Source organism: Lysinibacillus sp. FSL K6-3209 (assembly GCF_037976175.1).
Classification (GTDB): domain Bacteria; phylum Bacillota; class Bacilli; order Bacillales_A; family Planococcaceae; genus Lysinibacillus; species Lysinibacillus sphaericus_D.
The window spans coordinates 2,848,423-2,873,670 of the sequence record NZ_CP150264.1; the positions used below are offsets into that span (position 1 = coordinate 2,848,423).

The 25,248-nt window shown below is 36.0% G+C and carries 26 protein-coding genes and 1 riboswitch; of the genes, 2 read left to right on the forward strand and 24 right to left on the reverse strand.

The features are described from left to right. Positions 1 to 40: 40 nt before the first annotated feature. The 23 genes from MHH88_RS13840 to comGA form a co-directional block, all read right to left on the reverse strand. Positions 41 to 844, reverse strand: coding sequence for a DNA and RNA helicase (locus MHH88_RS13840; RefSeq protein WP_339258785.1), 804 nt, complete (start codon positions 842 to 844; stop codon positions 41 to 43). Between the two features lie 10 nt (positions 845 to 854). Next, a complete protein-coding gene (locus MHH88_RS13845; protein WP_339258787.1) occupies positions 855 to 3,500 on the reverse strand; it encodes a molecular chaperone in 2,646 nt (881 codons plus the stop codon). A 24-nt stretch (positions 3,501 to 3,524) separates the two neighbouring features. Then, positions 3,525 to 4,220: an iron-dependent peroxidase gene (locus MHH88_RS13850; RefSeq protein ID WP_339258789.1), complete on the reverse strand. Its 696-nt coding sequence runs from the start codon at positions 4,218 to 4,220 to the stop codon at positions 3,525 to 3,527. Beyond that, complete coding sequence (locus MHH88_RS13855; protein ID WP_339263065.1) at positions 4,211 to 5,485, reverse strand: normocyte-binding protein; 1,275 nt, start codon at positions 5,483 to 5,485, stop codon at positions 4,211 to 4,213. The genes MHH88_RS13850 and MHH88_RS13855 overlap by 10 nt, the downstream gene beginning before the upstream one ends. A 4-nt stretch (positions 5,486 to 5,489) precedes the next feature. Continuing rightward, positions 5,490 to 7,124, reverse strand: a complete 1,635-nt coding sequence (locus MHH88_RS13860) for a serine/threonine protein phosphatase (protein WP_339258791.1) — start codon at positions 7,122 to 7,124, stop codon at positions 5,490 to 5,492. Positions 7,125 to 7,171: 47 nt separating this feature from the next. Beyond that, positions 7,172 to 8,014 (reverse strand): protein phosphatase 2C domain-containing protein, encoded by an 843-nt coding sequence (locus tag MHH88_RS13865; RefSeq protein WP_103976257.1) that lies wholly within the window; start codon positions 8,012 to 8,014, stop codon positions 7,172 to 7,174. Positions 8,015 to 8,020: 6 nt separating this feature from the next. After that, a complete protein-coding gene (locus MHH88_RS13870; protein ID WP_069509038.1) occupies positions 8,021 to 8,545 on the reverse strand; it encodes an FHA domain-containing protein in 525 nt (174 codons plus the stop codon). A gap of 45 nt (positions 8,546 to 8,590) precedes the next feature. Then, the gene (locus MHH88_RS13875) at positions 8,591 to 9,160 is read right to left on the reverse strand and encodes an FHA domain-containing protein (protein WP_051147702.1); all 570 of its coding nucleotides are present in this window, start codon (positions 9,158 to 9,160) and stop codon (positions 8,591 to 8,593) included. 38 nt (positions 9,161 to 9,198) lie between these two features. Beyond that, positions 9,199 to 9,630 carry a DnaJ domain-containing protein gene (locus tag MHH88_RS13880; RefSeq protein WP_339258794.1) on the reverse strand — a complete coding sequence of 144 codons (432 nt, stop codon included), beginning with the start codon at positions 9,628 to 9,630 and terminating at the stop codon, positions 9,199 to 9,201. A gap of 91 nt (positions 9,631 to 9,721) precedes the next feature. Then, on the reverse strand, positions 9,722 to 10,147 hold the full coding sequence (locus MHH88_RS13885; RefSeq protein ID WP_024361257.1) for a hypothetical protein: 426 nt from the start codon (positions 10,145 to 10,147) through the stop codon (positions 9,722 to 9,724). 243 nt (positions 10,148 to 10,390) lie between these two features. After that, a complete protein-coding gene (locus MHH88_RS13890; RefSeq protein ID WP_069509044.1) occupies positions 10,391 to 12,559 on the reverse strand; it encodes a transcriptional regulator in 2,169 nt (722 codons plus the stop codon). A 583-nt stretch (positions 12,560 to 13,142) separates the two neighbouring features. Continuing rightward, complete coding sequence (locus MHH88_RS13895) at positions 13,143 to 14,051, reverse strand: serine/threonine-protein kinase (RefSeq protein ID WP_339258798.1); 909 nt, start codon at positions 14,049 to 14,051, stop codon at positions 13,143 to 13,145. A gap of 257 nt (positions 14,052 to 14,308) precedes the next feature. Further along, entirely contained in the window at positions 14,309 to 15,772 is a 1,464-nt protein-coding gene (gcvPB, locus tag MHH88_RS13900; protein ID WP_069509050.1) for an aminomethyl-transferring glycine dehydrogenase subunit GcvPB, read from the reverse strand. Next, complete coding sequence (gcvPA, locus tag MHH88_RS13905) at positions 15,765 to 17,111, reverse strand: aminomethyl-transferring glycine dehydrogenase subunit GcvPA (protein WP_024361261.1); 1,347 nt, start codon at positions 17,109 to 17,111, stop codon at positions 15,765 to 15,767. The genes gcvPB and gcvPA overlap by 8 nt, the downstream gene beginning before the upstream one ends. Positions 17,112 to 17,136: 25 nt before the next feature. After that, positions 17,137 to 18,240 carry a glycine cleavage system aminomethyltransferase GcvT gene (gene gcvT, locus MHH88_RS13910; protein ID WP_339258800.1) on the reverse strand — a complete coding sequence of 368 codons (1,104 nt, stop codon included), beginning with the start codon at positions 18,238 to 18,240 and terminating at the stop codon, positions 17,137 to 17,139. 300 nt (positions 18,241 to 18,540) lie between these two features. Beyond that, positions 18,541 to 18,633, reverse strand: a riboswitch (glycine riboswitch). Positions 18,634 to 18,778: 145 nt separating this feature from the next. Further along, positions 18,779 to 19,294 carry a shikimate kinase gene (locus MHH88_RS13915; protein WP_024361263.1) on the reverse strand — a complete coding sequence of 172 codons (516 nt, stop codon included), beginning with the start codon at positions 19,292 to 19,294 and terminating at the stop codon, positions 18,779 to 18,781. A gap of 16 nt (positions 19,295 to 19,310) precedes the next feature. Beyond that, entirely contained in the window at positions 19,311 to 19,499 is a 189-nt protein-coding gene (locus MHH88_RS13920) for a hypothetical protein (RefSeq protein WP_339258802.1), read from the reverse strand. Beyond that, a complete protein-coding gene (gene comGF / locus MHH88_RS13925; protein WP_069509064.1) occupies positions 19,489 to 19,914 on the reverse strand; it encodes a competence type IV pilus minor pilin ComGF in 426 nt (141 codons plus the stop codon). The genes MHH88_RS13920 and comGF overlap by 11 nt, the downstream gene beginning before the upstream one ends. Continuing rightward, the gene (locus tag MHH88_RS13930; RefSeq protein ID WP_024361266.1) at positions 19,911 to 20,225 is read right to left on the reverse strand and encodes a type II secretion system protein; all 315 of its coding nucleotides are present in this window, start codon (positions 20,223 to 20,225) and stop codon (positions 19,911 to 19,913) included. The genes comGF and MHH88_RS13930 overlap by 4 nt, the downstream gene beginning before the upstream one ends. Next, the gene (comGD, locus tag MHH88_RS13935) at positions 20,222 to 20,662 is read right to left on the reverse strand and encodes a competence type IV pilus minor pilin ComGD (protein ID WP_339258805.1); all 441 of its coding nucleotides are present in this window, start codon (positions 20,660 to 20,662) and stop codon (positions 20,222 to 20,224) included. Before comGD ends, MHH88_RS13930 begins: the two co-directional genes overlap by 4 nt. Further along, complete coding sequence (gene comGC, locus MHH88_RS13940) at positions 20,659 to 21,000, reverse strand: competence type IV pilus major pilin ComGC (protein WP_069509073.1); 342 nt, start codon at positions 20,998 to 21,000, stop codon at positions 20,659 to 20,661. The genes comGD and comGC overlap by 4 nt, the downstream gene beginning before the upstream one ends. 11 nt (positions 21,001 to 21,011) lie before the next feature. Then, a complete protein-coding gene (gene comGB, locus MHH88_RS13945) occupies positions 21,012 to 22,094 on the reverse strand; it encodes a competence type IV pilus assembly protein ComGB (RefSeq protein ID WP_339258808.1) in 1,083 nt (360 codons plus the stop codon). Continuing rightward, positions 22,069 to 23,091, reverse strand: coding sequence for a competence type IV pilus ATPase ComGA (comGA, locus tag MHH88_RS13950; protein WP_339258810.1), 1,023 nt, complete (start codon positions 23,089 to 23,091; stop codon positions 22,069 to 22,071). The genes comGB and comGA overlap by 26 nt, the downstream gene beginning before the upstream one ends. A 324-nt stretch (positions 23,092 to 23,415) precedes the next feature. Here comGA and MHH88_RS13955 point away from each other — a divergent pair, with 324 nt between their 5' ends. Together MHH88_RS13955 and MHH88_RS13960 are read left to right on the forward strand one after the other, a co-directional pair. Next, positions 23,416 to 24,126, forward strand: coding sequence for a helix-turn-helix domain-containing protein (locus tag MHH88_RS13955; RefSeq protein WP_339258811.1), 711 nt, complete (start codon positions 23,416 to 23,418; stop codon positions 24,124 to 24,126). Between the two features lie 119 nt (positions 24,127 to 24,245). Then, positions 24,246 to 24,488, forward strand: a complete 243-nt coding sequence (locus MHH88_RS13960) for a DUF2626 family protein (protein WP_024361272.1) — start codon at positions 24,246 to 24,248, stop codon at positions 24,486 to 24,488. Positions 24,489 to 24,573: 85 nt separating this feature from the next. On the opposite strand, the gene MHH88_RS13965 is transcribed toward MHH88_RS13960, so the two are convergent. After that, complete coding sequence (locus MHH88_RS13965; RefSeq protein WP_103976248.1) at positions 24,574 to 25,218, reverse strand: MBL fold metallo-hydrolase; 645 nt, start codon at positions 25,216 to 25,218, stop codon at positions 24,574 to 24,576. Positions 25,219 to 25,248: the final 30 nt, after the last annotated feature.

A 25,248-nucleotide genomic window follows, 5' to 3' on the forward strand; every position in this document is an offset into this window, starting at 1 on the left:
GCTTTGTGATGATAATCTTGTTTTCTTAGCACATCACTACCTAATCCACAATCATACGTTTTGGTCGACCTTGACTGAGTCCCTTCATACGGCTGCCACCCTTTACGTCCATTAAAATACGATTTAAATACTTATGAATTTGACTATTACTTAACGTTTGATAGTCTAGCTCTAGCCTATTGCAAATATAGAAATCAATCGCATCTCGTTGCACTCTCTCCTGATTTAAACACTCTAAGGCAAAGGCTATATCATATGGATTAGTTGGACGATATTTTAAAAGCTCTCGTGCAAAATATTGCAATATAAGTGGGTGGTAGGTGCTTTTTTGTATGCCAGCATACTGGCAATGATGATAGTTTACTGTGTTATATTCAGTTGCAAAGTCGAGAAAGTCGATATGCTGTGAGCGCAGTTTGGCTCCTAATTTTAATTTAAAGCGTGCTAATTCTAGTTCATTTTGTGCAAGATCAACGGAATCATCTAAAATAATTTCTGTTGTGTAATGGGTATAATCAAGGTTATTCACTGCTTCAGGAAATCGTACTTTTAATATCGTTTCGTGCCCTGTAGCTTCATAAGGAAGCTCATAGCTACTATGTAGCATATATAGCCTTCCATTATGCTTGATAATGCCTTTTGTAATTATGAGTTGTGAATCTGCTACAATAATATGGACACCCGCAATAATGCCATTCGAGTAATCTTGGAAATACAGATCTAAAAATTCTCTTGGGTAATCTCGTAAATTCTCCAACATTTCTCGCTTTAAAATACGACCTTTTTGAAAATGTGGATATTGATTGGCAAACAAGCTGTCACCCACCTCTTTTCTTGTTTTCACTTTTGAGCGCTTACTTTAAGCCGTCGAAGAAATCTAATTCGGATAACTCCGTTTCAAACGCAAAGAATGCTTTATTGCCAACAAAAAGTTGCTCTTCTCTTCTCGCTACAGGAACGACATGGAAACCCCAGTGGTCTTCTGCGGCAAATACAAAGAACTTCACTTCGCCATTTGTAATGGAATCCGTCTCATCTTGTGGAATTTTATCTTGATATTGCGCTGCGATATTTTCATATAGAGTCGGCGTAAAGTCTTCTTTACGGTTTATATAAATATATTTATATGGCGTTTGGTTATCGCTACCCGTTAGGAAGAATTCAACTTCCGTCACACCCCAAGGTCGAGAAATGCTGCCATGAATTTGGTTCAGTCGTTCTAAACTGCTTATCAGTAATTTTTCTTGGCGGTTATGTGTAAAAGCACTAACAGCATAAGGCACAACAGGCGCATGGTTCGTGACATTCGTTTCAATCATGCCTATCTTTTTGGCATTTAAGTAACGCAGTGCGCCTCTTAAACAAGATAATTTTAGTTCAGGTACTTTCCCGACATTGTCAGCCTTTTGCCTAAATTCAATACTTCGTCCAGGTACAAATTCCTTTAATGCCTCACGAAAAGCATCAATTTTACACGATTGGCCTGTTAACTTAATAATTGAATATTCGCTAAGTTGTCCATTTTCATAAAACTCTTCCAAAAACTCTCGTACAATATCATATATATCAGCCTTAATAAGATGGTTAATTTCCTTAATATTAAAAAATACGTTCGGATAATCATACACATCTTTGAATTGATTGTTTTCTACTAAAGATAGACACCATCGGTCAACAGCAGTTACGTTCAAATCGCTCTCCTGCTGTAAATCTTTTTCCGAATAAAAACGACTTCGTAAAATACCTGTTTTTCGGAAAAACTCCTTCTTCATTTCCTCAGCCATTTCCCATAAGAAATAATAATTATTGCGCACGCGCAAATACTCATCACGTGTACGATTTTCATATTCTTTAAAACGTGTAGGAATAATGTCTTCTGCTTCACGAAAGGCCTTTTCAAATTGTTCATAGACCGCTTCCACACCATAATCGTCGACATAGCGATAGATATCCTTGCCAGGTATATCAATTAAAGTATCAATATCGTAGACGCTTGTGCCACGACTATAATAATTGCTAAAGACAATTTTCATAAATTGAAAAATTCGATAGGTAATATTATTACCGCCAAAATTTGTATCCCCATTTTCGTACGTTGTATGGATATCAATTTTATAAGAAATATGTCCATCCTCTATTGCAAATTGACAAGACGATAAATCGGTCGTACCACCTCCACAATCAATTACGAGTGCTTTATACTTTTTTCCATCCATAAAGCTATTATTCTCGATTTGATTAGCAATTGTATTATAGAGTACGGCCATTCCTTCATCGAGTGCATGCTCAGTTTCAATTTGATATTCTGGCAATATGGCGTGGAACATATCTAAAAATTGTGTCTTTAGTTTCACTGGACTGGAAATATGTAAATGCTTAAAGCGACATTTAAATTGATGCTCCGCCATGCGTATTATATATAACAAAAATTCCCTTATAATTTGACTACGAGGAACAATGGCTGTATTGCCGTTTGCATCCATTACTTCTTCTAATTTTGTATAATTACTAACCCATCGTTTAATCCCTTGAAACTTTGTGGCAAGAGAGGTATAGCTGTTTTTTTTCATCATCTTTAAAGCATCATAACCGACATGATAGTTTATTTGATCTGGATTCGAACAATCTGCCACACTCATCACAGTCGGTACTACTTCAATCCATTCGTTTTGATGGAGAGAATCAGGAAAAGCAACAAAGTTTATGGTATTTAAGTGAATTCTTTTATTGAGCAAATCGTGACTACATGGCGAGGACACATAATCACTATCTAAATAGACTCCTGCCGTCGTATTAGTCGTTCCAAAGTCGATTGCAAGAATAGCTGTAGTTGTTTCAAGTTCTTTAATTTCTAAATCTGGTATAGGTACCTTATAATAATGGAGATTAGTAGGTGGTAGCGGATGTTCTTGATAATATGTTTTGTACATATACTCTGAATCTTGTTTTCTTAAAAAAATAAAGCTGTAATTTTTGTTTTTCGTTTGTCTAATGCCAATTGCTTGATCTGCAGCTAGAAAATAACGATTTGGATATTGGTCATCCTTGCGTAAATTCAGGAGACCACATAGCTCAAGCTGCTCATTCACTAGCAACACATTGGACTCTGTAAGAAATCCACCTGTTTCTACGAGATACTGATCAGGCTTATCGATTTTCATGCCGTTATATAAACTCATCTTTGCAGGAATTTTAATTTCTCCATTATCAGAAAGAGGCGTCTTTAAATATGTTTGCATCGCTGCTTCAACTCGTTCAAAACCCCCATCCTTCCGCTCTTTTATAAGAAGGGTTTCTTCAGCACCACGATAACGTAATATCGTTTCGATGAGTTGATCTCTTGTAAGAGTATTCATAAGACCTGTAACCAACTTTTCCTTGTAGCAAATATTTCGAAGTTGGAAAGTTGTCATCTCCATTAACTCAACCCGTGTATATGTCATATACTTCTTTTCTGTGTAACGATTATTCGCATACAGCTTATACGAATATTTATTCATCCTGCATCCTCCTCCGCTAAAAGATCAATAAAGGGCTATTTGATCTAGCTTCATGGTCTCCTCTGTACCGATTATGCCAAAGTGATATTCCCAATAAACCTCCATATGGAAACTTACTGGCAAAAACAGTTCTTGAATAAGCTGCACTTTGCTAGCATTGCGTTCAGTCTTTTTTTGAGCAATGTATAACAGTAGCTCATCCTGTTCCTCTGATCTAACATAAATAACACAGTGCTTAAAGAGCTTTTTGAGTGTATCTTTTAACAGATAAATATCATCTCCTGTTTGATATAACCTTAAAAGATTGAGTACTACTATTTCTTGTTCCTTTTTCGTCAAAGCATATAAATTGTCCCGTACTCGTTCTCCGAATACGTTCATTTCCATTTCTTTCAATATAAATCGAACATAATATTCTCTCTTATTCATACCTTGCATGCGATCAATATCGGCTAGAAAATGAAGGACGATATCGAGTAAGTATTCTCTTAATTCCAAATCTGTTAAATTGTCAGGATGAAATAGGTCTTTAAATATTTCATCAAAGCGATAATATGGATTGATCTCCATATGTTGCACTACATCTTGTGTATTTAATAATGGTGGACTTAATTCCATATATGGTGAGAATGTTTTAGCCAGCATAAATTGAATATCCTTTTTACTAAAACCCTTCTCTTCTGCACTAATAAGAAAATCCCAAATATAGTTCATAGCCATGTACCTTCGCATTTATATTCAAAGAACTGCCTTTGTACTTCGGCCACTAGAAAGCTTAAGATGTCGTTTGAAATAAAATTTTTGGCCTCTTTCGCTTTAAATTCCAACAACATCGTTTTTTTGTTACTGTGCTCGCCTAACATATTTATTAAAAAAGGATTGGCAGCATAGCTAAAACTTTTGCCTTGGAATGCCTCCATAATTTTTATGTCAACAAGTTCTAGTTTTTCTGCTATTTCAAATGAATTAACAAGGCGAATTATTTCTCCTTTTGTTTTCACATTTACGTTATACTTACTAGCAAATTTATGCATAAAACGATCCATTCTGCGATTAGACAGTAGCTCGTAATGTAACTTGCCAATCTTTTCTTTTTCCAATTGTGCTATTTTTAATAATTGCCAACTTCCCGATTTATCTTGCGGAGATACGACCGTCAATTCACTTTCGGAGCGCTTAACATATCTAACATTGTTTTCATCACTTTCAATGAGATAGCCATGCTGGTTTCCCATTTTTCGAAGCGAAAGGACATGTTCGTAATTCACTTTATCAATTGCAGGTATTGGAAATCCTACATTTTTTACTTCGTGCCTTTGAATGTTCCACAATGGTACCATGTTCAGGTGTTTCATTTGTTCAAACTCTTGTAAATCAATGGTTATGTTAATAATCTCCGTATCCTCGTTGAAAGTCGGACATTCAACTAACACAACATCAAAAAACTTGTGAGCAAAGGGATGATTGATTGTTTTCCACGGTAACCCATTCATATGAAATATAGGATATAATTTTTCAATTTCATCTAAATACATTGTATTTTTTTGCAAACGCACCTTAACCTCTACAGATCCATCTGTCGTTAATAGTGTTCCTGTAAAAAGTCTTTGTTCTGTAATTAATTGATTAAGTTGCCATGTATCACATTGTAAGAACAAAGTAAGAAGGACTGTTTTTTTATGTTCATTTAGTGAATCGAGCAATGTTGCCGCATCGATTGGCTGCTTATCAAGATCAGATGGGAGCATCGGGAATAAGCAATCATGAATTGGATCGACATCTTCTTTTGCACAAAGTGTGACATAAATATCGTACTTATTTTCCAAATCATCGATTTCATTGAATATCCGTTCCTCTAGCCTTTTATTCATTTCTTCTTGATAGTCTATTAAATTGACAAATACACCACTAACAATATCTTTTAACAGTTGCCGTTGCTCTAAATTTTCAACTTTACGTAACCGTTCAAACATGAGCTCTTTCATCACGTTACTTTCCTTCTTTCATCATCTCCATATTTGAAGGCTCCTCAGCGCCTGTTGCTTCATCCATCGATGGGGTTGCAGTGTCAGCTGCTTGTCCTTGAGGAACTGGGTTTAATTTATCATTTGCATTCATAATTTTTCGCTCTAGTCCTAAAACCTTTGCAAGTAACTCTGTTTCCTGATAAATTTCCTGAGCCAATGTGTAAGATTCAATCGCTTTCCCGTAATCTAAACGTGCATAGCTTTGGTCTCCACTCTTTTCTAAACCTTCAGCTTGTAATTGTTTCTGAGCCTTCTTTAGTTCAGCTATTTTTTCTTCTGTTTCTTCAATTTTTGTCTTGATTTGCTCTTCACCAGTAAAAGCAACAGCTAGCGCTTTCTTTCTTGCTTTTTGATAGATTTGTAAGGCACCATTATAATCTTCAGCCTCAAATCGAAAATCTCCATCCTTGATAGCTTCCACAATTTGTACGATGGAATCCATATTCGCAATTCTTTCTTCAATGACTTCTTTTCCAAAATCTTTTATAAGTTTTCCTTCTTTATTGGCTTTTCCATAATGTTCCATTGCTTCAGAAAATTGCCCTTCTTCAGATGCCTTATCTCCGTTTATGATGAGTTGTGTTACTCTTAACTTTTTCGCAAGCAATTTTCTATGTACGGGGTCTTTTAATTTTTTCGCAGCATTTCTGCCTTCACTATATTCCAGTAAAGCATCCGCATAATTCCCATCTTGGAAATTCAAGTTTCCTGTCTTTTCATGCTCTTTCATCTCTACTGTTAACTCTGCTAATTTTTTTGCCTGTTTTGCTTGATAGTAAATCGTACTACCCCCAACAATTAATGTTACAATAAGTGCAGCAGCAATCATTTTGATGTATTTCATTTTTTTCTTGTTTGTTTCTTGATAAACTTTATTAGCAAATATCGCTGCCATTGTATAGTTATTGACAACTTTGCGTTGCCTACTTAATAGTACTTCTTCTAATAATTCAGTATATTGCTCCGGATCCTTTATACTTTCCAACGCATCAGCCATTTCAATTTCACTAACTTCTTCCCAAAATCCGGCTGTGCATAATAGCAACACATCGCCATCCATAAGTTTCATCTTTTTCGAAATATACGGTTGGAAATTTGATGGTTTGCCAAGATAATTGAGTAAATTATTTCTTTCTTCATGATGGCTGATATCGAGAGAACGGTTTCTATCATTCACTAGTTCATCTGCTAAACTTTGATCATTGCTTTTATAAGTCACGATGCCATTTCGAAAGTGATAAAGTCGGGAGTTTCCTGCTACGGCATAGATTATTTTAGAGTAATCCGAGACGACCATGATAATGCTTGCTTTTAACCTCACCCTTAAGCTTTGGGCCTGAAGAACAGCTTGGGCATTTTTTATATACTTTTTTATTCTCTTTCTAGACATCGAAGGTTTTTCCATAAACTTTTCCAGAATGCCTTTTACTGCTAATTCTGCACTATTGATTTCTTGATCAGAATCTAGCCCTTTCACTGCTACCCAGCAAGCAACATCATCCAGCTCCGCATAAGCAAAGTAATCTTTATTTTGCATAAATGAACCCGCTTCGGATAGAAAGCTTGTTTTGAAGTCGCTGTTTTCCTTTCTCATCATTCTCCTCCTTCTTCACTAACCTAATCAGATGCACATCTTAACAATCATTAAGCCCATGTCTTCTCTAATATCACAATGGTTGCATTGTCTTGATTTTTTAAGCGTTTTTGTTCGACAGCTTTGATTATATTTTGAGCAATATCATAAGGAGGAGCGTGCTGTGAAAGGATTCTTTCCATTTCTACTTCTGTTAAGGTATCGTAGACGCCATCGCTAAATAGACAGACCTTATCCCCTCTTTTTAGCTGAATCGGTTTATTTCCAGTATCTAAATTTTTAAATCCCTCATATCCTAGATAGTTAATAAGTCTCTTTTTAAGTGGGTTTTCTTGAACTTCTAGTTGAGAAATTTCTCCTGAAATATAACGTTCTTTTAATACAGATTCAAAAATATGTTTTTGATTAATTGCTATAAATTCTCCATTTCGAAATAGCGTAATAACACTATCTCCAACAGCTCCCCAATGTAGGAAACCTTCCTTATCAATTACTGCAGCTACTAAAGTGGTTCCCCCATTAGAACCATTTAAATTTTCTACAATCATGCGATTACTTGTTAAGGCCGTTTCCTTAAAATAAGATTGTATATTTGCTATACTTTTTTGCTTCATAAACTCTTGAATAAATGTGGTAACTGCGATTGTACTTGCCATTCTGCCATTGGCTAATCCGCTAATGCCGTCTGCAAGAACTGCCATCGTGCCAACTTTTGTTTCAACTGTAGAGAAATAATCATCTTGTTCGGCTCGTCTGCCAATAGTTTGACCATTTCCTATTTCTATCTTGCCGTGTTCTCCTTTATGCATAAGAAGCTTGCGTAGGATGAGCAAAGCCATAATGATGACGATGAAACTAAGTACAATTATGTAAGATAGTAGTGTCTGATCCATGTCTCATCATTCCTCGCCTTGGTTGTTTTCCCATTCGAAGTGAACACCACATAGGGGAATAAATAAAAACATACTTCTTCCTAATTGAATAACATCGTAGGCCGCTAACTCTGTTGGTGTATAAACTGCTTCATTATTTAAATAAGCCAAGCCAGATGCATCTCCTGGAAGAAGATAGAAATTTCTTTTTTTAGGATCGTATACTATAACTGCATGATTACGTTTGGAAATGCTATTATCACCGATTATTCGTATATGCATATCTTCTGCTCGGCCAATGAAATTTTTCTCAGACAAAATTCGATAGTCACGCCCCATTGGTGGCCCTTCAATACAAACTAACCATCCTGTTACAGGGTCAATTCCGTCCATTTCTCCAAGATAGGGCATCGTTTTATCATCTACTTCTGCCACTGCTGTTGCTGTAGTAGTTCTAGGCTCCTGTTCAACCGTTACATTACAATAAGGACAAACATTTCTATGTCTTCTTGAACTAAACATGTGACCATTTGTACATCTAATCAAACTCATATCATTAACCTCCATCTTCATCTTGGCAACAAATCTAGCAACTTTTTATTTTGCTAAAATTCGTGTATTTGCTATGTATATAATATCGCCACTATTTAAGCGATAAGGATTTTCCTGTTTTAAACTACTTTTTACACGTTTGTGTGCTTTTTTTATACCGACACCATTTACAGAGTCTATGTCTTCTATGTACCACATACCAGATACACAATTTAAAACAGCATGTTCATAATTAATAAGCGATTCATATTCCGTGCCAGTTAAATCAATATCTACCTCTTGTTCACTAGAGCTTTTGCCAATCAACATGGAGGTTTTATCATTTAACAACCATTCTTCTACTTCTGCCCCACGTTCATTGAGCAATACAATTTTCTGAATATTTGTATCTGTATATTCATACATTGTCTCTTTTGCTTCGTATTTAATTAATCCATAAGCAATGATAATTATTGCCAGCATTGACCCAATAATAATTTTCAATAGAAAGTCCTGATTCATCACAAATACATATAAAATAAAAAAGAAGGCGATGATTACGATGATAATATCGATAATTTTTATCATCATTTGTCTATTTGCATTGTACGTGTTTACTTCTACAGTATTTTTCATATTATTCACGATAGCATTCTCCTCCTCACTAACTTGTTTTATTTATTAAAAAATCGTTCGAATAAATCAGTTGTATCTAAAGGGTTCTTCTTTGCTGTTTTATGCAGTGTGGATGATGTTTCTTTCGTTTTTGGATTAAATCCAAAAAAATGTTCGAAATTTTTCTCAATATCATTCATATTAAATGCTTGTTGATGGGTAGTTGTTTGAGCTTTTGTTTTTGTCGAATGTTCATGACTATGATCACTGTTTTTTGTCGTCCCATCCAGGCGAGCATCGTAGGCCTCTCTAGTAGACGTATCTTTCAATACTTTGTAAGCTTCTTGTACTTCTAAAAAAATTTTTTCGGACTCTTTATTGCCTCCACTTACGTCAGGATGATGCTTTTTAGATAATTTTCTGTATGCAAGCTTAATTTGATCTTGGGTGGCTTGTCTGCTGACACCTAAAGTTTCATAATGATTTTTCACTATTTTTCATCCCCTGTATTAGGATTATTCAAAATTATCTAAGGAACTATATAGTCCCTTAGATAATAGTGTGTTCTATCAAACTTCTACATTAAACAGCATAGCCGCCTTCGATTTTCGCTAAATCTGTTTTATCTTTCTTCTGCTTAATGAATAAGAAGAATTCACCAATACCTTCTGTGTCGCCATATCTTTCTGTATAGTCAACAACAAACGCATTTGGGAAGTGAATTTTTCGTACAACTTGATCAGCTGAGATAACTTCAAGTGTTACTTTACGGTAACAGTCCGACTTTTCAGCAGGTACTAATGACCATAATCCTAATTTCATCGTATCATCTGAATTATCACCATCTGTTGCTGTTAGGATTTTACCCTTTACTTTTAAAGTTGCACCCACATCTGTTGAGCGAGCGTTAGAGTCATTCGGTGTATCTGTTTCATACTCAACAGTCATAATGCTCTCTAATCCTAATTCAATTGCCTCTGAACCTTCTACTTTTAATACAAAACCCATTCTTATTCCCTCCTAATAGTTGTTGAATTCACTCTTTAAATCGTGCTTGATAAAATTGACCATATTTCTAGCTGACTTCATTTCTCGTATCGTTTTGCAAGAACGTAACGAGAAATATGTAAGGATTTTATCAATCCAGTCATTTGAGTAAATTCATATTTATGTTAAAAGATTTGCTTAAATAACAAATCTTAAACATACGATTTAAACAATCGATGTCTGTAGTTTCTTCATGTTCGGTTTTTATGCTTTAACAGCACTTGTCCCTTTAGTAATCATGACTTCAAGATTTTTCACATTACCGTTAAATACAAGGTCGATTTGACATAAGCTTGTTTTCTCATCAATGATGTAGCCAATATCATCTCCATCATGAATGATCGAGTTTACATGCCCTTTATCATTTAGCCACTTACTTTTTTGACTACTTGGATTATTACTAAAGAAGCGAACGATATTCTCGTGCTTAAAGTCACCTGATTGGAATCTTAGAATTCTTTCAATATACGTACTAACTTGTGTTTTGTAGATTGAGTCGAATCCATCTTCTTCCATCGCCAAGCTTCTAGCTTTATATACTGTAATACGTTTAATATCTTTATCCTGCAGTTGTGCATTTTCAGATGAGAATACAAATCCAAAGCTTCTGCTATTAATCGCATCTTTAATATTATTTGTAAATCCAGATATTTCTTTCGCCATCGTAGTCACAGCACGTAATGAGTTGTCACCTGCTTCAATGTCAAAACGAACCCCCGGATAATTTCTCTTCACATTTCTAAATGATTCTTTTAAATACTCTGGACATTGATAAGCGGACACAATTCCTGCTGCTACATAGCTTGCGCCTACATATACACCCTCGATCCAAAGTTTTAAAATATCTTCTTTTTCTTTTGATAGTCGCGCACCATTCTCCGTTGTCTGCATTCTTGTATCAATGACAACCCCAGACTTATCTTTCGGAATTATAGTAAAGTTTGGCAAGCAAGGGATTGCAAATTCACTATAATCTTTGCGAACGAGCACCGAACATTTATCGATTAAACGGTCAATACCTGCCGTAGCGATACCATTAAACGTTGTCTCTTCTTCAGCCATAAAATTAAAGAATATTTGGACTTTATAATCTTTGACTGTATCCAGAAGACTAGATAAAGATTCCATCGTGTTGCCTTCCTGCTTTGCAACTTTTTCATTTCCTTTAAATCGAGATCTAGTCACTTTCATCTTTCCAGAAGCTTCAAGTTCAAGTGATGGGACGATTCCATACCATACTGTATCCGTAAAATCATTTTTCGAGTTGACAGTATTTAAATACGTGCGCAATCTTGGCAAATTATTACTTTTAACAAGCATATCTAGTTTTGTATTTGTAACTAATAGCGAAGGTTGCATCCCTTTATTTTTAGTTGCATATTGGTCAAAGTACATTTTGACTCCCAGTAGCTTTTCAACTAATGGCTTTACTGTCTTTACAAATTCATCCTTAGCATCCTTATAGAATTCTAGGTATGTATTGTAATTTTGTACTTCTGTTTCAACATCAAAATCCGCTTTCACTGATGGTAAAGGGGAAAATGTTCTTACGACTAAATCCTTTACATAAGAAGATGGGGATTCTGTGATTGCTTCATAGTCTTCTTCGAAAACAGTACTTAAACCATAATTACTATTTTCTTCAATAACCATCAGCTCTGATGAATTCGTTTGAGGTGCTTCAATAATTTTTAATTCACCCGTGTCCCCAATAGTAAGTGTTCCAATTTGTAACTTTTCGGACTCATTTTCCTCCTGATTAGCACCTAGCAAAAGTCTTGTTTTAATATCTTCAATTGCTAATGGCAACATGGCCATAACATTGTTATAGTTTCTGCTGGCAACCTCGAACATAAGATTTAATTTATCTCCAGTATCTAGCTTCTTCGGATCACCATCGTCTAACTTGTCATATTCACCATACAAGTAATGAATTTCTTTTCTTACTTGGCGTATATCATCCATTACTTTTTTAGGAGAAATCATGTCTAATAGATTTTCAAATTTAAAATCTACATTGGTAATTCCTTGGCTTCGTTTCGTATCAATAAGGGTGAAAAGCATTTTCAAAAAATCATTGTTTTGATCAATCGCGATTTCAGAAATGCAATCGTCTTGAATGCCTTCTGGTTTTTTTAGCGTATACATTACTTTTTGATTGGCAGCATTGTAGAATGAATAAACCGTTGGAGAGAATTTATCTAAAAATTCATCGAAGCTTTTTACAAGTAGATATTGATTTATTTCTTTGATTTTCTCATCGCTTAGACTATCAATTCCTTTAACATCCCCAACAAGTGTAATTAAATCTAACTTTTCCGGATTAATTTCCTCAAAGAGCATCGTTCTGTTTGTTTGATTAATAATCTCCATTTTTTCGGCTGTAATGTACAGCCATCCCTCCCTTAATAATGGATTAAATAAGCATAGTCATTAGTGAAGTCATTAAAAATCTTTAAAAATTCCTATTTAAAACTTTTTAGTTATTTTATGTAAATAATTAGGCGTTAGAATCCCTTTTATTTTAGATTTTTAATGCATCATCAAGCATAGTTTAAATTCGTATATGGTATAGATAATCTATAGTACCTGATGTTTAAAATATGTACTGTCTACTTCACTGATGAGTAAAATGGCTTCACTAAAATTCCGTTAAATGAACCCTTCACTAATAACAATTTGTATCACAAAGTAACTATACAATATCTTATTTTATTGTCAATATTTACATTGGTACTTTTTTCTATTAATGTACTGTTATTAGTAATTTTTAACCAAAAGAAAAAAGCACAATTTAAACTTACTAAATTTTAAAAAAACACTGATATATCAATAAAAAAACAGCCTATGGATTCATTATAAAAATTCCATAAGCTGTTTTATATTTATAATTATGTAAATAAAAAATGATTAATAAGGATTAAAATTGATACCCATGTGGCTATTTATTATTATATCACGCTAAGTAATTTTGCATTTTTTGTTTAAATTTCTCAATTTGTATAGCTATTTCCACCCATTTCAGTGAGGAGCACCGTTTTTTTGGCTCGACTATTAGGCACCACTTAATGATTTTCGCCATTACTATACTCACATTTTTATTATAGTCCCTTATATTCACCAGCTTGTCATCAATCACTCTTTGCGAAATATCTAGTGGCACAATATTTGTCATTGAATAGTATATAGTAGCAGCTAGGCTAAAAATATCTGTATAGATTCCTTGTTCAGATTGATTTGAATACTGCTCGATTGGGGAATATCCTGCAGTAGTATATATAGTAGGATTAATAGTTGTTTCATAGTATATTGCCGAGCCAAAGTCGAGTAAACGAGGACTGCCTGCCTTATCAATAATAATGTTATTAGGTTTTATATCTCGATGAATAATTCCTTTGTTGTGTAAATAACATAGTGCATCTATTATTGGAAGAAATATTGTATCAAATAATTGAACCCTAGTATTTAATTGATAATTTAATAAATATTTATCCATTGGCGTCCCTTTATGAAGTGCCATAACAATATAGACTGAATTATTCTCCTCAAAGTGTGTCACATATTCTACAATATTTTTATGATTTACTTGTTCCAATATCTGTGCTTCATGAATAAAATTGTCCTTCAGTTGCTCAAACTGTTGTTTTTTAGATGGCGAACGATAAATAATCGTCTTATTATCTAAATCCCGTAAAGCTATTTCACTAGGGAAAAATTCCTTTATCACCCGAAGCTCGCCCGTTTGCACATGTTCGGTAAGATATACAATAGACAATTTACTTGTGGATAGAATTTCTTTTATTCTATATGTATCTTTTAGTGTTGTATGAACTGATAAACAACACTCCGAATGAATAGCATTCATTATTTTCGCCCATCCTTTACTATATTTTTTAATAAAAAGACAAGAGTTAATTACAATTAAATGTATTTATTCAATTTTATTACTATATTAACTAACTATAATATCAGTGTTTATTAAAAATGTCTGCTATGTTTTCTATTTTACGAAACGAAATAATAGGAAGGAGATTGTGTCATTCTAATGATTTCCAGCATTTCGCACTTCTGCACCAAAAAACTGCCCGACCAGTTACAATACTAGTCGAGCAGTTTTTGTTTTTATGCTTTTTGATAACGAAGCACTGGTGTACGGGCAGCGCGCGTTTCGTCTAGACGAGATACGACTGTTGTATGTGGTGCTTCTTGTACGATCGATGGGTTTTCTTCTGCTTCTTTGGCGATTTGAATCATAATGTCGCAGAAAGCATCTAATGTTTCTTTTGATTCTGTTTCTGTAGGCTCGATCATTAACGCTTCTTCTACATTGAGTGGGAAGTACGTTGTTGGTGGATGGTAGCCGAAGTCTAACAGACGTTTTGCGATATCTAATGTACGAACGCCCAGTTTCTTTTGACGACGACCAGATAATACAAATTCATGCTTGCAATGACGGTTATATGGTAGGTCGTAGAATGGCTCTAAGCGACGCATCATGTAGTTTGCGTTGAGTACAGCATATTCTGTAACAGCTTTTAAGCCATCAGGACCCATCGTACGGATATACGTATAAGCACGTACGTTAATGCCGAAGTTGCCATAGTAAGGTTTTACGCGACCAATCGACTGTGGGCGCTCGTAATCGAAGTGGTATGTGCCATCTTCTGTACGGACAAGAACTGGTTTTGGTAGGAATGGGATTAAATCAGCCTTTACGCCTACTGGACCTGAACCTGGACCACCGCCACCGTGTGGACCTGTAAATGTTTTGTGTAAGTTTAAGTGTACACAGTCAAAGCCCATATCGCCAGGACGTGCTTTACTCATTACGGCATTTAAGTTAGCGCCATCGTAGTATACTTTCCCGCCAACTTCATGAATAAGCTCTGCCATTTCGATAATATTTTCTTCGAATAGACCTAGTGTATTTGGGTTTGTTAACATTAATGCTGCTGTGTCTGGCCCTACTACTTTACGTAAATCCTCGATATCGACTAAGCCGTTTTCATCAGATTTAACTGTAATTGTTTCAAAGCCTGCAACTGTTGCTGATGCTGGATTTGTACCGTGTGCAGAGTCAGGAACGATGACTTTATTACGATGTCCTTCGCCGTTTGCTTCATGGAAAGCACGAATCATCATTAATGCTGTCCATTCACCATGCGCACCTGCCGCTGGTTGTAATGTGACTTCATCCATCCCTGTAATTTCGACTAAAGACGTTTGCAGTTCATAAAGAAGTTCCATTGCACCTTGAACAGTAGATTCATCTTGTAATGGGTGTACATTGGCAAAGCCAGATAGACGTGCCACTGACTCATTGATTTTTGGATTGTACTTCATCGTACATGAACCAAGTGGATAGAAGCCAGAGTCTACACCGTGGTTACGACGAGATAATGCTGTATAATGACGCATAATATCAAGCTCTGAAACTTCTGGTAACTCCGCCGCTTCTTCACGAATACAGTTTGCAGGAAGTAAATCCGCAAGATCGATTTCTGGTACATCTAACGCTTCTAAGCTATACCCTACGCGACCTTCTTTTGTAATTTCAAAAATGAGTGATTGATTTTCGTTATGCATTGAGAGCCCCCATTTCTGCAACAAGTGCATCAATTTCTTCCTTCGTGCGTAATTCTGTGACAGCTATTAGTACATGTTGCTTCAGTGAATCGTATGTTTGACCTAATGGATAACCGCCGATAATGCCTTTTTCAAGTAAGCCTTTGTTGATTTCTTTCACGCATTTATTTGTTTTTACAACGATTTCGTTAAAGTGTGCACCTTGGAATGCCACTGTAAAGCCTGCCGCTTCAAAAGCATTTTTTGCGTAGCGTGTTTTCGCAATATTTTGCATGGCCATTTCGCGTACGCCTTGCTTGCCTAAAGCAGTCATTGCAACAGATGCTGCGAGAGCTAACAGCGCTTGGTTTGAACAAATATTCGATGTTGCTTTGTCGCGACGAATATGCTGTTCACGCGCTTGTAGTGTTAACACATAACCACGACGACCTTCACCATCTACTGTTTCCCCAACAAGACGACCAGGCACTTTACGCATTAATTTAGTTGTCACAGCAAAGAATCCACAGTGTGGACCGCCGAAGCTTTCCGCAATACCAAATACTTGTGCATCACCAACGCAAATATCGGCACCAAGCTTACCTGGTGGTGTCAAAATTCCTAGTGCAAGTGGGTTAGATGATACAACAAATAAACTTTTCGCATCATGTGCAATATCTCCGATAACTTGTAAATCTTCTACTTGACCGAAGAAGTTTGGATATTGTGCAATAACAGCCGCTGTATTTTCATCAATCAGCTCTTTTAAAGCTTCTACATCTGTGACACCATCTTTATGAGGAATTGTAACGATGTCAATTGATTGACCGTATGCATATGTAGCAACGACATCACGATATTCAGGGTGAACCGTTTCAGATACTAAAATTTTCTTACGACGTGTATGACCTGCAGCTAGCATCCCTGCTTCAGCCAATGCTGTTCCGCCGTCATACATAGAAGAGTTGGCAAGATCCATGCCTGTAAGCTCCGCAATCATTGTTTGGAATTCAAAAATCGCTTGTAATTCCCCTTGTGAAATTTCAGGCTGGTACGGAGTATAGGCTGTATAAAATTCTGAACGAGAAATGACATGGTCTACGATAATCGGCTTATAGTGATTGTAGACACCTGCACCTAAAAATGATACGTTCGCATTTGTATCTTTATTTTTTGCAGCGAGTGCCGATAACTCTTTTAAAAGTGCTGATTCTGATTTTGCTTCTTTAATATCATAAAGGCCTTTGAAACGTACTTTTTCAGGAATATCCTCGAATAACTCATCGACTGACGATACACCAACTACGTCTAACATGTCTTGTTTGTCTTGCTCCGTCATTGGTAAATAACGATGTTTCATAAATGTAGGTCCCTCTTTTCAAATTTTATTTTGAACGCTTGTAAAACGGTGTTTCAACTGTTACTACCTTTAAGTGCTTACCACGAATTTCGATTTCCAATTCTGTTCCGATAGTTGCGAATTGGCTGTCAATTAAGGCGTTACCAACATTACGTTTTGAAGAAGGAAGCTGTGTACCTGTTGTCACTTCACCGATTTCTTGACCATCCTTGAACACTTTGTAACCATGACGTGGAATCCCTTTATCAATCATTTCAATACCGACAATTTTACGCGCTAAACCATTCTCTTTTTGAGCTACTAACGCATCATGCCCAATGAAGTCATCTTTATTCAATTTCACAGCAAAGCCAATGCCCGCTTCAAGTGGTGAAATTGTAGCAGAAAGTTCCTGCCCATAAAGTGGAAGACCTGCTTCAAAGCGCAATGTATCACGGCAACCTAAGCCTGCTGGCACAACGCCTTTGTCTTTTCCTGCATCTAAAATAATATCCCAAAGAGCTTTAATATCCGCTGGAGCACCGTATAACTCAAAACCATCTTCACCCGTGTAACCACTGCGAGAGACTAACGCTTTATGTCCTGCAATGTCAACATCCTCTTGGAAGCGGAAATATTTAATTGCACTTAAATCCGTAGCCGTTAATGATTGAAGAAGCTCTTCTGCAAGTGGTCCTTGTAAAGCGATTTGTGCAAAAGCTTCCGATTGATTGTCGATTGTGACATCATACTGATGTTGATTTTCCATCATCCAATCAAAGTCTTTTTCAATATTGGCTGCGTTGACACATAGTAAATAATGATTATCTGCAAGTTTGTAAGTTAATAAATCATCGACAACGCCACCATCTTCATAGCACATTGCATTGTATTGCGCTTGACCAGTAGCAATTTTAGCGATGTCATTGGACAAAAGATTTTGTAAAAACGCTAGTGCATCTGGACCTGTTACTAAAATTTCGCCCATATGAGACACATCAAATAAGCCTGCACGATTACGCACTGCATCATGTTCTTCTTTAATTGAAGTAAATTGTACTGGCAATTCCCATCCACCGAAGTCAATTGTTTTACCACCATACTTTGCGTATTCGTCAAATAGAGGTGTACGTTTTAATTCATTCGTCATTACTATTGCCTCCTTATTGTTCGTATCATTTTACTGGTAGTAGTTCGTCTGCTTTTTTGATATTTAAGCGCATATGCCGTAAGTACGCTAAGGCAGTTATCCTTTGTTAGCAAATGAAAAACTATGTGCCCGATTGTACTTTGACAGATGTTTAGACATAAAAAAAGACAGACGAACCCCTTTTCGGGATTCTCTGTCCTTGCACCTGAAAGTTACACCAATCTAACTCGCATTGCGAAAATGCCAATCAGTAGGCTTTCCCCTTTGGTGGCTGTTGTATTACAGCTCTCTCCAGAGTTGCGTCTTGTACGAGTCCTTTTACCTGAGAGATTCATAGCCCTTTGCTACTTGCTCCTTCGGTGGCGTCTACACGCGCTCTCCCCGTACAATCATCCGCCCAAGAATGCTCTTGGTACTATTTAGTATTCAATGTACAAAAAGTTATCTTATTAGTCTATATCCTAACATTGATTGCATTGAAAAGGCAAACATTTTTTAATTTAACTTAAAAGACGAATATTACAGTCATCTAAATCAATCATCGTTCGCTTTTTAATCTTTTTACTTGAAATACTAAATACTCTAGAATATGCCGAATCGTTCTACCTTCTGTCAGCACTTGAATATGTCCTGCATCGCGATAAAACTTTCTTCTGTAATGATACAGCTCCTCTAACTCTTCCTTGGTCGAGCTTTGTACTATTGGTCGATTTGGATCATGCTGTATTCGTTTATAAATATCTTCGAATGTCGCATCTAAAAAGAATACAAGTCCACTGCGTCTCATAATTTTACGGTTTTCCCCATTTATTGCTACACCGCCACCTGTAGAGATAATACATGCCTCGTCGCGGAAATTTTTCAAAAATTCCGTTTCTATTTCACGGAAACGAGCCTCTCCATACTTCTCAAAAATTTGTGGAATCGTCATTCCCTGCTGTCTGACAATTTCATGATCCATATCATAGTAGGGTAATTTTAATAAATAGCTTAACCGTCTACCTAACGCACTCTTCCCGCAGCCCATAAAGCCAACTAAATATATTTTTCGCATTCGAATCACCTTCTTACTACGATTCTACACTGTCTGACAAAATTTGTCCTAATAAATTTATCGTAGCTCGAACATTCATCTTTTCTAACCCATCATATGTTCGAAACTGAATCTCATAAGACATGCAATACGTAAGAACAAAAGTAGTTACAAAAAATAATAATGCAATTGCGATTAAAAAAACAGCCCCTCTGTCATTTTTCAATAATTGGTACAAAATAGGTCCGCTCCTTCTTTAAACCGCTTGGAAATTCGACAGCGATTGTCAGTTCATTGCCACTCATTTGAAACTGGCAATTGTTTATCCCCACAAGCATCGGGACATGACCACCATTCACTCTTTGTCGAATCATATTATGATAGCAGTCAAAATACTGCCATGTATTGGCTGTTTGAAGCATGATCGTTCTTTGATTTTGCCTTACCGATAAGGAAGTAGCATTGGCCAAATTCGTACTCATTTCGAAAACAAATAACTCCCATTTTGAATGTTCATCCGTCATGATAGAAGTTTTGATTGTAAGAGCCCACAGAATAATCAAGATGAAAACATGGCAAACGAGCACAAAGACGACCATTTGAATCAGCGCTTCCAATAAAGTATATCCTTTGTCGTTCATCGAATTTCACCTGCTAATTCAATACACTTTTGACGCAGTTCTCTTGTATTTTGAAATGTGACACATATTTTCTGTCCATCAAATAGCCAATGATACTCTACATCGTCAATCGTTTTTACTCCTGCGACTTGCTGGAAATAACGATATTGCTTTAATCCTTCATAAGCCGTTTCGGCAGCGGCAACTTCAAGTTTTTGATGATAGAGGGTTGTTTTCATTGTGTAGCTAATCGGAATTAACGTCGAGCATAACAGCATTACAATAACAACAGAAACAATTGTTTCAACAAAGGAGTAGCCCATTTCATTCATTCGACTCTCATTCTCCCTCGTCCTAGCGTTATGACTACTTTTTTAAGCCCCAGAGGTGTATGAAAATAAAGTGTCCCTGGCGTCATCATATTACCGATAAAGTTAAAGCGCACAGTATAAACGTTTGTCCCCTCTGTCAATAGTTCTACCTCTTTTGGAAAGGGGCGAGTATATACAGTTGTAAAAAAATCTTTTTTAATACTGTAACGTTGTAAGTGTGGTTCAAATTTGATAAATATATAATCCTTGTGGTGCATACTATACGTTTGCAAATAGTGAAGGTCTAATTGCATTTGCATAAAAAAGCGTTCCACTTCTTTTGCTTCAGCTACTTTCACTGATAATTTTGTCACAATAGCCGTTAATGACATTACTATAAATAACACCATGACCATTTCAAGCAGCGTATAACCTTGTTCATTTTTAATGCGATTCATTGTCCATCAACCTCTGCTGTAGAGGATTTTTTTGCTAATTGCACTTCTCCTTTAGTGGTAATCACGATCTTTTCCTTATTTGGGCAAGTCGTTCCCTGCTCTTTTAAGTATCCTTTTGCCACTAAATCGTCTAATGAAGGATACTCCATAAAATCTACCCGATAAGCCTCGACTTGCCCTTGTACCATCGAGATATATGCAGCACATCCTTTTTCATCAATCGTCGCAAAATGTTTTGTAACATTCGGAATTGTAATAAGTATTAAAACGGAAATAATTAACAGAACAATTAACATTTCAATTAAAGTAAATCCAGCTTCTTGTTGTATATGTTTCATGATAGGTCCTCCTATATAAGTTCAATCATGTGATAAATCGGTAACAATAAACTGACATAGGCCGCAACAATACATAAAGCAATAAAAACAAAAAACGTTGGCTGTACAAATGCAAGCAATCTTTGCAACAGGAGTTCTTGCTTTTCTAACAATAATTCACTATACAATACTAATTCCTTCCCTAAGTAACCGCTTCGCTCCCCATGCTCTACAAACGTAGCAAAATCGTTTTGCCACACTGGAAGTAAAGTAACTGCCTGTGTTAACGTATCTCCAAAAGTAACCCTTTCCTTTATGCGACTAGCTAAAAATCGTACATTCGGTTGGTACCGTTGTCGCTCTAAAATCTGCAAGCTTGCTTGTAAGGAAAAACCACTATGCAGCAAGCTACCCAAATAAGCAGCAAATTGTTTTGAAATGGTTAAGCGAAAATAGCTATTCATAAAAGGTATTTTCAACATTATTTGAAGCTGTCTGGCAACAGGTAACCTTTTTAGCATACGCTGAAAAATGATGCTACCTAAAGTCAAAACAAAAAGGACTACGATAAATACGTCTGGAACATGTAATAATAATTTAGATACGGCAATAGACGACTGTTCCTCTGTTCCATAATCGTTGCGACTTGTCACCATTGCTTCAATATTAGGAAAGAAAAACGTACGAAATAACAGGAACAACAACAATAAAAATACAATCAATACTACTGGATACAAAAGTAACTTCATTAGTTTTTTCTTAGTCTCTTGGCTCAACGTCATTTGCTTGGCCACACCATCTAATGCTTTAACGATATGTCCATTATGTTCAGCAATTGAAATGGCTACCAAATAATGCTTGGCTAATTGTAAAGTGTCAAATACACCTATAACACCTTTTCCTTGTTTAAGTGCTTCATCTACAAATTGTTGAACCTCCTCATAGTTTTTCACATGGTGTGGCAGCAGCATCGACACCGCTTGAGCAAACAAATAGCCTTCCTGTATTAAGACACTTAAACGCCTAATAAATTGTGCTTGTTCTTTTAGTCGCCACTTTGTTGTTCTTTTATAATCCAGTTGTAGTTTGTCAATAAACGCTCTGAGCTGCAGCATATTGTTGCCTCATAATTTCTTCTTTTTGACCAGCCAACGTAAGACGATAAGGCATTGCATAATGCGATTTTTGTATCAAAGCTTGAATGGCATGATCAAGGTCGCGATCACATAATATTTCAAATAATGCTCGTCTTTCCTCTTGCTGTTGCGGAATGTGTAGTAACATTTGTGCCACAATAGCAATTACTGTTTGACGAAGCTCTTCTGGTGACACCCCTAAATCTAAAAGACGATAGAGACAACTTACTGAATCCTTAGCGTGAATAGTTGACAGCACTAAATGACCTGTAAGAGCTGCCTCGATAGCAATTTTAGCTGTTTCTTGATCACGTATTTCACCGATCATAATCACGTCTGGCGAATGCCGCAAAATCGCTTTTAAGCCCGCCGCATAAGTAATGCCAGCTCGTTCATTTACTTGAATTTGAAGAAGATTGACTTGTTGATTTTCTACAGGATCTTCTAATGAAATAACATGGCGTTGAAGCTCGCTAGAACAATGGTGTATTAAAGAGTACAAAGATGTTGTTTTACCTGTGCCCGTTGCGCCGCAAAACAATAAAATGCCTTGTTGATTGTCCACTAGCTTTGTTAACTTATCAGCTGCACATTTGGAATAGCTTAAGGATGTAAGTGGAAATGCGTGGTTTTGAAGTAGAAGCCGTATAATCAGGCTTTCTTTTAAATAAGCAGAAGGAAGTGTGGAAACGCGTAAAGCAAAACGATTTTGCTCCACTATTTTCTGAAAAGAGCCGCTTTGTGGTTTACGCCGCTCACTAATATCTAATGCTGCTAAAAATTTATAATAGGACACGATACGCTCGGCGAGTTCTGTGGGGAGCTCTCCTGCTGTCAGTAACTTATCATATTTTCGAAAATAGATTATATACCGATTTTCTTGCGGTATAAGTAATAAATCCGAAGCACCAAAATGATAGGCTTTCACTAAAAGATGCTCACTCTTTTGTTCTACAACAGATTCAAAAGTTTGCATAATTACCCCTTCTTTCTAGTTCATTCGAATATGACCGCTCTATTCGTTATTTCCTAGTATAAAGAGGAACACGTTACGAGAAAAGCCCTTTTTCTAAAATAAAAATTTGATGGATATTTCACTAGTAAATGTAGATTTTTCTAAAAATATTGTGGATAACATACAAATTTTCACAAATTATGAACAAAACATATGAAAAAGATAATATTTAAGCCTAAAGAATCTGTATCTTTTCCAATAATGCAATATAATAGAATCAGCATGATTTTTTTCCTAACTTTTCATTAACAGCATTTTTTCAAATAATACAATGAGGTGATGTAAATGATCCATCCATTAAAAATTACTAGTACTTTAGCCGACGAAACGAGGTACTCCATTTATGAGTATATTTTAAAAGAGAAAAAAACGGTAACAGTACAAAATATTGCTGATAAATTCAGCATCCATCCAAATGTTGCACGCCTTCACTTAACCAAGCTCTCAGAAATTAATATTATTACTGCAGATTTCGCAAAAACCGGTAAAGGTGGACGACCTGGTCGTGTTTATAAGGCATCTGAAAAAGGTGTTTCACTAACATTCCCTAGACGTGATGAAGAGCGCTTATTAAAATGGACGATCCAATTAGTACAAGAGTTAGGACCATCTGCTTTAACTAAATGTCAGGAAATTAGTTATCAAGATGGCTATCAACAAATGAAAAATTATGTAAATGCTGAATTAAAACTAAATAACATGCTAACCTTCGAACAAAAGCTTCAGCTATTAACAGACAATGCTGCATTAATTGGCTATACTCCACAAATACAGCAAACGGAAAAAGGGAAAAAAGTGATTTTCTCCATTTTTAATTGCCCATTCCAAGAGCAGCTTGATACCCACTCGGACATCGTTTGTACTTTACACGAATCTTACTTAAAAGGACAATTAAATGCATTATTCTCTAATAATGAATTTATCCAAATCGAAAGCATGATACATAACTGCGATTTATGCAAATATGAAATAAACGTGACAGAAATCGATAGCTAATTTGTAAAATCCATTTGTTTGTCACAAAGAAGCAGAAGTTCCAGTTTACAGACACCTTTCATATCATTTATAATGAGTAAGAGATTATTGTGTCGTGGGCAAAAGGAGGGGAAATCTTCATGGATAATATGTATAAAGTTATGGCATTCTGGACAGGTATTTTTGCAGTTATGTTCTACCTTGGTGGTATGAACGAGGTATCGCTATTATTCGTAGGTAATACAGGTTTATTCTTATTATTAGGCTTCTTGAACCTTTCAGAACGTATGTACATGTACATTTTCGGAGCATATTTAACTGTATTCTTCGCTGGCTTCACGTACTATACAACATTCATTCACGTACCTGGTGGCGGTCATTAATACAAAAAATCGCGTGTCTCAACAACTTGAGACACGCTTTTTTTATTCCCTATCGCTTTAACTAACCCTTGCCGTTTAAACGCCGTTAAAAGCCATTTAGGAAAGGATTCGTTTCCATTTCTGTACCAATTGTTGTGTAATTGCCATGACCTGGGTAAACAATGGTATCTTCAGGTAACGATAGTAGTTTGTCATGAATGGATGCAAGTAATAGTTTTGTTGATCCTCCAAGTAAATCTGTACGCCCTATACTTTGTTCGAATAATGTATCTCCAACGATGGCAAAACCATCTTGTTCAAAAATATATGAAATACTACCAGGTGAATGGCCAGGAGTAAATACGGCATTAAATACAAAATTACTTATTTCAAAAAGTTGCTCTTTCTTAATAATATGTTCTTTAGCAGGAGCAGCCACCTTATAATCTGGTAAAGAAGCATATTTACCAGAACCATTTTTCATCGGGTCATCTAGCCAGCTAACCTCTTTTTCATGAATCCACACAGGAATATTAAATGCTTCTTTGACTTCATCCACTGCACCAATATGATCAAAATGGGCGTGTGTTAAAAAAATGGCTAATGGCTTCAATCCATTGCTGCGAATTGCCTTTATAATTTTTGTCGCTTCTTCGCCTGGATCAAATATTAAGCATTCTTTCTCTTTATTCGATACGATATAACAATTCGTTTGGATTGGTCCAAGGGAATAGCTTCGTACGTTCATCATCTTTATCACCTCAACTTCATATTATACATT